The sequence below is a fragment of the Streptomyces sp. N35 genome, from assembly GCF_016464295.1.
Classification (GTDB): domain Bacteria; phylum Actinomycetota; class Actinomycetes; order Streptomycetales; family Streptomycetaceae; genus Streptomyces.
Genome location: NZ_JAEIMH010000152.1, coordinates 1 through 10,447 on the forward strand (window position 1 = coordinate 1; position 10,447 = coordinate 10,447).

At 71.4% G+C, this 10,447-nt stretch carries 10 protein-coding genes; 4 read left to right on the top strand and 6 right to left on the bottom strand.

What is annotated here, in order from left to right:
* The first annotated feature begins 167 nt into the window (after window positions 1-167).
* From JAO81_RS40660 to JAO81_RS40670, 3 genes are read left to right on the top strand one after another with little or no spacing between them, the layout of a single operon-like run.
* Window positions 168-1,181, top strand: coding sequence for an ABC transporter ATP-binding protein (locus JAO81_RS40660; RefSeq protein ID WP_199553045.1), 1,014 nt, complete (start codon window positions 168-170; stop codon window positions 1,179-1,181).
* Window positions 1,181-1,915: an ABC transporter permease gene (locus tag JAO81_RS40665; protein ID WP_199553046.1), complete on the top strand. Its 735-nt coding sequence runs from the start codon at window positions 1,181-1,183 to the stop codon at window positions 1,913-1,915. Before JAO81_RS40660 ends, JAO81_RS40665 begins: the two co-directional genes overlap by 1 nt.
* Before the next feature lie 2 nt (window positions 1,916-1,917).
* Window positions 1,918-3,201 carry a sensor histidine kinase gene (locus JAO81_RS40670; protein WP_199553047.1) on the top strand — a complete coding sequence of 428 codons (1,284 nt, stop codon included), beginning with the start codon at window positions 1,918-1,920 and terminating at the stop codon, window positions 3,199-3,201.
* 15 nt (window positions 3,202-3,216) lie between these two features.
* Here JAO81_RS40670 and JAO81_RS40675 read toward each other — a convergent pair whose 3' ends face one another.
* The 6 genes from JAO81_RS40675 to JAO81_RS40700 form a co-directional block, all read right to left on the bottom strand.
* Window positions 3,217-4,671 carry an MFS transporter gene (locus JAO81_RS40675; protein ID WP_199553048.1) on the bottom strand — a complete coding sequence of 485 codons (1,455 nt, stop codon included), beginning with the start codon at window positions 4,669-4,671 and terminating at the stop codon, window positions 3,217-3,219.
* A gap of 127 nt (window positions 4,672-4,798) precedes the next feature.
* Window positions 4,799-5,233, bottom strand: a complete 435-nt coding sequence (locus JAO81_RS40680) for a hypothetical protein (protein ID WP_199553049.1) — start codon at window positions 5,231-5,233, stop codon at window positions 4,799-4,801.
* A gap of 130 nt (window positions 5,234-5,363) precedes the next feature.
* Window positions 5,364-6,554, bottom strand: a complete 1,191-nt coding sequence (locus tag JAO81_RS40685; RefSeq protein WP_199553054.1) for a lipid-transfer protein — start codon at window positions 6,552-6,554, stop codon at window positions 5,364-5,366.
* A gap of 24 nt (window positions 6,555-6,578) precedes the next feature.
* Entirely contained in the window at window positions 6,579-8,732 is a 2,154-nt protein-coding gene (locus JAO81_RS40690) for an acyl-CoA dehydrogenase (RefSeq protein WP_199553050.1), read from the bottom strand.
* Between the two features lie 79 nt (window positions 8,733-8,811).
* Window positions 8,812-9,144, bottom strand: a complete 333-nt coding sequence (locus tag JAO81_RS40695; RefSeq protein WP_199553051.1) for a hypothetical protein — start codon at window positions 9,142-9,144, stop codon at window positions 8,812-8,814.
* 13 nt (window positions 9,145-9,157) lie between these two features.
* Window positions 9,158-10,126: an N-acetylmuramoyl-L-alanine amidase gene (locus tag JAO81_RS40700; protein ID WP_199553052.1), complete on the bottom strand. Its 969-nt coding sequence runs from the start codon at window positions 10,124-10,126 to the stop codon at window positions 9,158-9,160.
* Window positions 10,127-10,236: 110 nt separating this feature from the next.
* Here JAO81_RS40700 and JAO81_RS40705 point away from each other — a divergent pair.
* The coding region (locus JAO81_RS40705; RefSeq protein WP_199553053.1) for a class I SAM-dependent methyltransferase at window positions 10,237-10,447 on the top strand (211 nt) is incomplete at its 3' end.

Here is a 10,447-nt window from a genome sequence, read left to right on the forward strand (position 1 = left end):
TCCGGACACCATGTTCTGACGCCCCACCAGATACTGGGACTGTGCGGGAAGTTCCTCATCAGGGGCGTGCTGATGCCACTGTCATGCGCCGGGCATGACATTTGTCCTGCGGAGCTCCTGACAGGAGGTTCTGCCGCCGTCCCGCCCGTGCTCCGTACGGTCATGGCATGACAACGACCACGCCGGCCGTGGACCTGAGCACAGTGGTCCGGGCCTTCCCCTCCGTCACCGCCGTGGACGGCGTCGACCTCGCCGTCGGGCGCGGTGAGACGGTCGCGCTGCTCGGCCGCAACGGCGCCGGCAAGTCCACCACGATCTCGCTCCTGCTCGGCCTGGACGAGCCCGACGCGGGCACGGTCCGCCTGTTCGGCGAGAGCCCCGGACTGGCCGTCCGCGCCGGGCGGGTGGGCGCGATGCTGCAGGACGGCCGCCCGATCCCGCGGGTCACGGTGCGCGAGCTCGTCACCTTCGTCGGCCGTACGTATCCGCGGCCGATGCCGGTCGCCGAAGCCCTCGCGCTCGCCGGTCTGAGCGAGTTCGCCGACCGGCGCGTGGACCGGCTCTCGGGCGGTCAGGTGCAGCGCGTACGGTTCGCCCTCGCGCTCGCCGGGAACCCCGAGCTGATCGTGCTCGACGAGCCGACCGCGGCCCTCGACGTCGAGGCCCGCCAGACGTTCTGGAAGGCGATGCGCGGCTACGCGCGGCGCGGCAACACGGTGCTCTTCTCCACGCATTACCTGGAGGAGGCCGATACGAACGCCGACCGCATCGTCGTCATCGACCACGGCCGGATCGTCGCGGACGGCACCGGAGAGGAGCTCAAGCGGCGGGCCGGCGGGACGCTTGTCTCCTTCGACCTCGCCGGGCAGGACTCCGGCCGGCTGACCTCGCTGCCCGGGGTGACCGCCGTGGAGATACGCGGGGAGCGGGCGAGCCTGCGCAGCGAGGACTCGGACGCGACCGTGGTCGCACTCGCCGGGCGAGGGGCCGTACGGGCCCTGCGGGTCGAACCCGCCTCCCTGGAGGACGCGTTCCTCGCCCTGACCTCCGACCCGACGGATACCTCCGGCCGGACGGACACCACAGACACCACCGGTCCGACGGACACCTCCGGCCGGACCGGCACCTCCGGCCGGACCGGCACCTCCGACGACCCGACCGACACCCTGGAGCCGGTGTGATGCCCGCCAACCTGGACTATCTGCGCCTCGAAGTCCGCCGGACCCTGCGCGACACCGGCTTCGTGGTCTTCGGGATCGGGATGCCCGTCCTGATGTACCTGCTGTTCACCAACCTCGGTGCGAGTGACGAGGACGCGGGCGCCTGGAAGACCTCGGCCATGGTCGGCATGGCGGCCTACGGTGCGCTGGGCGCGGCCCTCGGCACCGGGACCGCCGTCGCCGACGACCGCGCGCACGGCTGGCTGCGCCAGCTCAGGGTCACCCCGCTCACCCCGCGCCAGGTGGTGACGGGCCGGGCGCTGAGCGGTTCGGTGACGGTGCTGCCGGCGATCGCCGCCGTACTGACCGCGGGCGCGCTCATCAATGGCGTACGCATGGACGCCTGGCAGTGGGTCGCCCTGGTCCTGCTCCTGTGGCTGGGCGCGCTGCCGTTCACGCTGCTCGGCCTCGGCAACGGCTACCGCCTCAGCACCCAGACCACCGGCGTCGTCAACATGATCTGCAATATGGGCCTCGCCGTCGTCGGGGGCCTGTGGTTCCCGTCCGAACTGTTCCCCGGCTGGCTGCGCGCCCTGTCCGACTACACGCCCGCGCACAGCTTCGCGGACCTCGGCTGGTCGACGACCGAAGGCGCGGCGCCGGGTGCCACCACGGTCCTCGTGCTGTGCGGCTGGCTGCTGCTGTTCGGCGCGTATGCCGCTTCGTCCTATCGTCGTTCGGCGCGGACGGTGTGACCATGGCCCCCGTGACGCATACGCGAAGCGAGCGGCCGGGCGAGGCGCGGAGCGGGAGCAAGCCCGTGCGACCCCGGCGCACGGGCCGGCCCGGACCGCGCGGCGCGTTCGCGTTCCTGCCGTGGCTGCTGCTCGGCATGGGGGCCTTCTCCAATGTCGTACGCGGAGAGACACCCAACCCCTGGGTGGGCGGGATCGGACTGCTCGTCTTCAACTCCCTTTACGTCTCCGTGGTGTTGCAGACCTTCCGCCGGCGCGATGCCCGCTGGACCTACGTGGCCCTCACCGGCATGGCGGCGGTCACCTTCGGCCTCGCGATCGGGTACGGCGGTCCGTGGCTCGCCCTGTTCCCGCTGCTGTCCCTCGCGGTCGGTACGGCGCTGCGCGGGCGGCGGCTGGCCTGGACGGTCGGCCTCCTGACCGCTTCGGCCGCCGTCACCGGGGCCATGGGGGTCCCCCCTGCTCGAGCGGAGCCGAGAGCTTGGGGGAGGGACGCGGACGCCTGGTCGGCGGTGACCAGCGGCTACGGCACGCTGCTCTCCGGGCTTGTCACCGCCGCGATCCTCGCGCTCTCGGAGAAGGTGGTCGAACTGCGGGAGACCCGCGAGGAGTTGGCGCGGGTGGCCGTGGAGCAGGAGCGGCTGCGCTTCTCGCGCGATCTGCACGATCTGCTCGGCCACACCCTCACCTTGATCGTGGTGAAGTCCGAGGCCGCCCGGCGGCTCGCCCCCCATGACCGGGACGCCTCGCTGCGGCAGATCGCCGATATCGAGACCGTGGGCCGCCAGGCGCTCACCGAGATACGCGAGGCGGTCACCGGCTACCGCGAGTCGAGCCTCGGCACCGAACTCGACCGCGCCCGCGACACCTTGGCCTCCGCGGGCATCGAGGCGGTGGTCCGGCGGTCGGGTCCCGCTCCGTCCCCGGTGACCGGTGCGCTGCTCGCGTGGGTCGTACGGGAGGCCGTCACCAATGTCGTACGGCACTCCGGCGCGACGAGCTGCCGTATCGAGGTCACCGGCACCACCGACGACACCCGGCTCACCGTCACCGACGACGGCCGGTCCCCGGGCAAGGGCGCCCAGGCCTCCGGCTTGGGGTCTCCCCTGCTCGAAGAGCCCGGGAAAGGACTGCGCGGGCTGACCGAGCGCCTTGCGCAGGCGGGCGGTGAGCTGGAGTGGGGGCCTGGGGAGCGGGGCGGGTTCCGGGTGGTGGCTCGCCTTTCGGCCGATGTCGGGCAGGAGGCCCTGCGCCAGGGCGTGCCAGGCGTCGGGGGTCCGGCCTGATCCGGACGACGCGCCCTAGGCGGACTTGCGGGCCGCGGGTACCTTGGGCGCCCGCTCCGAGGGCATCCACAGCAGAACGAGGACCACTCCCCCGAGCAGGATCAGACCGCTCGTACGGAACGCGGCCGCATAGCCGTCGGTCAGCGCCGCCGGATCCGAGCCGCCGCCGGAGTGTGCCGCGGCGATCGTCGACAGGATCGACAGGCCGAGCGCCCCGCCCATGGTGCGCGAGGTGTTGATCAGGCCGGAGACCAGGCCCGCCTCCGAGGGCGCGGCGCCCGAGGTGGCGAGCGACGCGAGCGGGGTCATGGCCAGGCCGGCGCCGAGCATCATCAGGATGCCGGGGAACAGGATCGAGCTGAGGTAGCCGCCGTCGGGCGCGATCGTCGCCTGCTGCAGTCCGTAGCCCGAGGCCGCTATCAGGATGCCGAGGATCGTCACGTTCTTCGCGCCGATCACGCGCATCAGACGGGGCGCGAGCTTGGAGCCGAGCATCACGGTCAACGAGGACGGGACGAGGGCGAGTCCGGCCTCGATGGCGGAGTAGCCGAGGACGTTCTGCGCGTACACCGTCATGAAGAACCACATGGCGAAGCTGGCCGCACCGCACACCATCATGACCGCGTTCGCCGCCGCCACCGACCTCACCCTGAAGAGCCCGAGCGGCATCAGGGGCGTCTTGGTCCGCGCCTCGACCAGCAGGAACACCGCGATGAGGAGCAGTCCGGCGGCCAGCGGGACCAGCGTCGCGGGAGCGGTCCAGCCCTCGGCCTCGGTCTGCACGATCCCGTACGCGAGGGTCGCGAGCCCGGCCGTCACCAGGACCGCGCCCGGCAGATCGAGCCGGCGCCGCTCGCCGCCCCGGCTCTCGCTCAGCCAGAACACGGCGGCGACCAGGACGAGGACACCTACGGGCACATTGATCAGGAGCACCCAGCGCCACGACAGGAGATCGGTGAGCAGCCCGCCGACCAGGCCGCCGGCCGCACCGCCGCCCGCGCCGACGGCGGTCCAGGTGCCGATGGCGCGGATCCGGGCCGGTCCTTCGGGGACGGCCGAGGTGAGCAGGGTGAGTGTGGACGGTGCGAGCACCGCGGCGCCCAGGCCCTGGACGGCGCGGGCGGCGAGCAGCTGCCAGCTCTCCTGTGCGAGACCGCCCGCGAGCGAGGCGGCCGTGAAGAGCGCGAGCCCGACGAGGAACATCCGCTTGCGCCCGAAGAGGTCCCCGGCCCGTCCGCCGAGCAGCATGAAGCCGGCGAAGGCGATCGAGTACGCGTTGACCACCCACTGCAGGCCGAGCGCGCTCAGGCCCAGGTCGGAGCGCATCGACGGGAGCGCGGTGTTCACCACGGACACGTCGAGGACGACGAGGAACTGGCCCGCACACGCCGTGAGCACCACCGCCCAGGTCGGAATGGAGCGGCGTGACGTACCGGTGGATATCGGGGCTTGGGTGGGTGTCTGGGCCATGAGCGCCATGCTCTCAGGCCGCCGACGACCGCTGCATCGGGGTTTCGATGCAGCGGCCATCGGTCTTCGGAACTAGGTCCGGTGGAGTGGACGCCTGGGACGGCGACGGCGGCGCCGGGTCTGCCCGTCAGATGTCGTCGATGCTGGTCGGCCCTTCGACGCACTTCCCGGCCTCGTCCACCACGTAGATGACGTCACGGGTGCCTACGGCGCCTTCACCGGCCGACTTGGCGGGGGCGGGGTCGATGAACGGGCAGGTCGATTCCACCCCGCGGACGACCACCCTGTACGTCACGGGCCACTCGCGTTCCTCGTCCCAGCCGGCGATGAGACCGCCGCCCGCCGACCGGTCAGGATCCCTCTCGACCTTGATGCCATGCTCTCCGCACGGCGGACAGTCGAACACCTGCGCATCCCACGCCGACTTGTTGACCACCTTGACCGGCAGTCCCTCCACCGCGTCGGCGGAACCGCCGCACCCCGTGGCGGAGACGGCAGCGAGGCCGGCCGCGGCCAGCAGCAGAACCCGGTGGCGCGTCTTCCTCCGGACTGACGCAGACACAGCCCTGATGCTGCGTGGTCTCAAAGGTCGCATGGCCGGACTCTCCCCCGTGGTCATGGTGCAGGCCGTGGATCATCGCAGCTCAGGGGCGTGATGAGCAATGATCGGGCCCGCACCCCGACGACGGGCCTCACCCTCGACGCAACAACGTCACAACCGCCGCACCGCCAAGGCCGATGTTGTGCGCGAGCCCCACCCGCGCCCCCTCCACCTGCCGCGCCCCGGCCTGCCCCCGCAGCTGCCACGACAGCTCGGCGACCTGCGCGAGCCCGGTCGCGCCCAGCGGGTGCCCCTTGGAGATCAGTCCGCCCGACGGGTTCACGACCCACTTGCCGCCGTACGTCGTGGCCCCGGACTCGACGAGCTTGCCGGACTCCCCGTCGGCGCACATGCCGAGCGCCTCGTACGTCAGGAGCTCGTTGATCGAGAAGCAGTCGTGGAGCTCGATGACGTCGACGTCCTCGATCCCGAGCCCGGCCTGTTCGAAGACCTGGCGTCCGGCCGCCGCCGACATCGGCTTGCCCACGACGTCGATGCACGAGCCGGACGCGAAGGACTCCTCGGTGTCCGTCGTCATGGTCTGCGCGACGATCTCGACGGCCCGGTCCTCGAGACCGTGCCGCTCGACGAACCGCTCCGAGACGACCACGGCCGCGGCCGACCCGTCCGAGGTGGGCGAGCACTGGAGCTTGGTGAGCGGCCGGTGGATGGTCTTGGCGGCGAGGATCTCGTCGACCGTGTAGACGTCCTGGAACTGGGCGTACGGATTGTTCGCCGAGTGCCTGTGGTTCTTGGCGCCGACCGCCGCGAGCTGCGCCTCGGTCGTCCCGTACAGCTTCATGTGCTCACGGGCCGCGTCACCGAAGATCTGCGCGGTGGGCGGGGACATCTCGAAACCGTGCTTGGCGGCCATGATCCCGTAGTGCCGTGCGACGGGCGAGGTCTTGAAGTCGCCGCCGTCCGCGCCGCCGCCGAGCGCCCCCTTCTTCATCTTCTCGAAGCCGAGCGCGAGCACACAGTCGTTGAGCCCGCCGGCCACGAACTGCCGGGCCATCATCAGCGCGGTCGAAGCGGTCGCACAGTTGTTGTTGACGTTGTAGACCGGGACGCCGGAGAGCCCTATCTCGTACGCGGCACGCTGCCCGGCCGTGGAGGCCTGGAAGCAGTAGCCGACCGGCACCTGCTCGACGAGGTCGTACGAGATCCCGGCGTCCTCGAGGGCTTTGGTGCCGGCCTCCTTGGCCATGTCCCAGTACTGCCAGTCCCGGCTCTCGGGCTTCTCGAACTTCGTCATGCCTACGCCGACGATGTACGTCTTCATCGCGTTCATGTCCGGTTACGCCTTTCAGTCCCTGGGCAGGCCGAGAATGCGCTCGGCGACGACATTGAGCTGGACCTGGGTGGTGCCGCCCGCGATGGTCAGACAGCGGGACATGAGGAAGGAGTGCACGGCCCTTTCGCCCGGGCCTTCGCGCAACGCGCCCGCGGGGCCGAGCAGTTCGAGCCCGAGCTCGGCGACCTTCTGCTGGTGCGGGGTCTGGACGAGCTTGCGTATGGAGGCACCCGCGCCAGGTTCGAGACCCGACACCTGCTGCAGCGTGGTCCGCAGCCCGATGCAGGCGAGCGCGTGCGCCTCGGCCGCGAGCCCGCCGATCCGCGCCCGGGTGGCGTTGTCGAGATCGGCGGCCCGCGCGATGAGCTTCTCGAGCCCGGTGTCGAAGGTCATCTGGTCGGCCATGTGCACCCGCTCGTTGCCGAGCGTGTTGCGCGCGACCTTCCAGCCGCCGTCGATCTCCCCGACCACCGCGTCCGGCGGCAGCACCACGTCGTCGAAGTAGACCTCGTTGAACATGGCCTCCCCGGTGATCTCCTTCAGCGGCCGGATATCAATGCCCGGGGTGTTCTTCATGTCGATGACGAAGTACGTGAGCCCCTTGTGCTTGGGCGCCTCCGGATTCGTCCGCGCGAGCAGGATCCCGTAGTCCGCCCACTGCGCCGAACTCGTCCACACCTTCTGCCCGTTGACCTTCCAGCCCTCGTCCACCCGCTCGGCCTTCGTCCGGAGCGAGGCGAGATCGGAGCCGGCGCCGGGCTCGCTGAACAGCTGGCACCACAGGAGGTCGCCGCGCAGTGTCGGGCCGAGGAAGCGGTCCTGCTGTTCCTGCGTGCCGTACGCGATCAGCGAGGGCACCACCCACGTCGCTATCCCCAGGTCGGCCACCTTCACACCGGCCGCCCTGAGCTCCTGCTGCACGGCGAGCTGCTGCACGGGCCCGGCCCCGAGGCCGTACGGCTCCGGCAGATACGGCGCCGTATAGCCGGTCGGCGCGAGCTCTTGCCGTACGGCCTTCGGATCGAGGCCCCGTACGGGCTCGATGACCTCACGGGCCGCGGCTCTGAACTCCTCGGCCTCCGCCGGCAGTTCGAGCCGCAGCTCCCTGCGCGCCCCGCCCTCCGCGAGCCGCACGGCCCGCAGCCGGTGCGCGTCCCCCGCGCCGAACAGCTGCCGCGCGACCAGCGCCCGCCGCAGATACAGATGGGCGTCGTGCTCCCAGGTGAACCCGATTCCGCCAAGCACCTGAATGCAGTCCTTGGCGCACGCGTACGCGGCATCGAGCGCGACGGACGCGGCCAGCGCGCCCGCCAACTCCCGCACGTCCGCGGCCTCTTCACCGGCCGCCCGCGCCGCGTCCCACACCAGCGCCCGGGCCTGCTCGACCCGCACCAGCATGTCGGCGCACAGATGCTTGATCCCCTGGAACTGTCCGATCGGCCGCCCGAACTGCTCGCGCACCTTCGCGTACTCGGCTGCCGTCGACAGCGCCCACGCCGCGGTCCCGCACGCGTCGGCCGCGAACACGACCGCCGCCAGATCCCGTACGAGCCCGGAGTCGGCCTCGATCAGCCGCCCTCGCGCGCCCACGGCCCTGATCTCGGCGGTGGGCCTGGTCGGATCGGCACTCTCCTGCTGTCGTACGACGAGGTCGGCGGCGTCGAGGGCGAACCACCGCACACCCTCCGCACCCTGCGCGGGCAGCAGCACCAGATCCGCCTCGCCCCCGCTGAGCACGGGCGGCGCCTCGCCGTCGAGCAGATACCCCTCACCGTCCCGTACGAAGGTAAGAGTCCCGGCCGTCAGCGCGACCGCCCCGATCCGTTCGCCCCCGGCCAGCGCGGCCGTCAGCTCGCGCTCGCCGGCACGGTCGAGCACCGCCGAGGCAAGGGAGTTGGCGAGGAACGGGCCGGGCAGCGCGCCCCTGGCGGCCTCCTCCACGACGACGGCAAGATCGACGAGATCGCCGCCCCCTCCCCCGTACTCCTCCGGCAGATGCACGCCGAGCAGCCCTTGCTCGGCGAGACCACCCCAGAACCCCGGCCGTCCCCCGCCGCCGGGCGCGTCGAGCACTTTGCGCACTTCCTCCGGCGGCACGGCCCTGGCCACCCAGCCACGGACAGCGTCGGCCAACTCCCGTTGCTCTTGCGTGATCCCGATGCCCATGGCGGGCAGAGTAGAACACGTTCCAATCTGACGGAAGGTCAGATCATGGTCGGCTTTTGCCCCTTGCCGGCGGGCGCGGTCACCGGCCGCGGTCGTTGACGAGGAGGGTGCGGGAGCTCTCGACGCCTCCGGCGAACCGTTCCACCGTGTACGAGACCTTGTTGGAGCCGCTGCTCAGACAGCGGTTCGGAACACGCGCCGACAGGGCCGCGCCCACCCACGCGCCGCTCACCCGCACCGGCTCGTCATGCCGGCCGGCCCGCGACTCCCAGTGCACGGTGACGACGTCGTTCGCCGCCATCGAGGGGTACGCGGCCACGCGAACGGTCAGCGGGCCCGTGTACTCCCAGTCGATGAACCCGTCCTCGGCTTCGAGGACCGTGGGCGCGGGCAAGGGAAGTCGACCGTCCACCGCAGAGCCCTCCTCAGGACGTGAGGAAGCCGGAGATCCCGTCCGTGATCCCCTTGGCCGCCTTCTGACGCCAGGACGAACTGCCCAGCAGGGCCGCGTCCTTGGCGTCCCGCATATTGCCGCACTCGACGAACACCTTGGGGACCTTGCTGAGGTTCAGGCCGCCGAGGTCGCGGCGGACGTCGAGGCCGGTGCCCTCGCCGATGTAGTTCGAGGGGCGCATACCGGTCGCGCTGACGAACCTGCCCGCGATCCGCACCCCCAGATCGCGCGACGGACCGACGATCGCGCGGGTGTCGGCGGAGCCCGAGTCCACGGCCGCCGGAAGGATCACATGGAAGCCGCGGTTGCCGGCGCCCGAGCCGTCGGCGTGGACGGAGACGACCGCGTCGGCCTTCGCCTCGTTGCCGATCTCGGCGCGCTCGTCGACACAGGGGCCGAAGGCGCGGTTGCGGTCCTGCGTCAGCTTGACGGTCGCACCCTGGTCCTCCAGGAGCTCACGGATGCGGTGCGAGACGTCGAGCGTGAACTCCGCTTCCGTATAACCGGAGTTGGTGGAGGTGCCCGTCGTATCGCACTCCTTCTTGTTGGTGCCGATGTCGACGAGTCGGGCGATGTCCTGCGGATGCCGGAAGTTCGACGGGTTGTGCCCGGGGTCGATGACGATGACCTTGCCGGACAGCGGGCCCTTCGGATCAGCGGCCGGCTTCTTCGTCGACTTCGACGGCTTGGGGTCGTCGGGCGTCTTCGAGGGCGCTTCGCCCGACGGGCTCGCCTTCCCCGCGGACGTCGACTGGCTCGGCAGCGGCAGCACCTTCGGCGGCTCGTCCTCCTCGGCGCCACCGCCCATCGCCTGCCAGAGCAGCCAGCCGGCCAGCGCCGTCGGCACCAGGGCGGCGACCGCGACGAGGCCACCGCCTCGCCTCAGGGGGCGGCGCGGCTGCGGGCCGGGATCATCCGGATCGTCGTACGAGTAGGACACGGAGCGAGCCTACGCCTTGCGGACGGACCGGATCCCGGTCACGCATTCGACGGCCCGGTACGGCCCCGCACGACCGGGACAGCCCCCGGGTGGCGCCTATCGTGCGTCTCATGCCGGTCCACCTGTCGCCACGGCTCGCCGCGATCGTGAACGCGCTCCCCCTCGAGGCGCACTCCCGCGTCCTGGAGATCGGGTGCGGACCCGGCGCCGCCGCGCGGGCGGTCGCGCAGCGGCTCACCACCGGCCACATCCTGGCCGTCGACCGGTCCGCCACCGCGATCGTCCAGGCGACGGCCGCCGCGCACCAGGAGATCGCGTCGG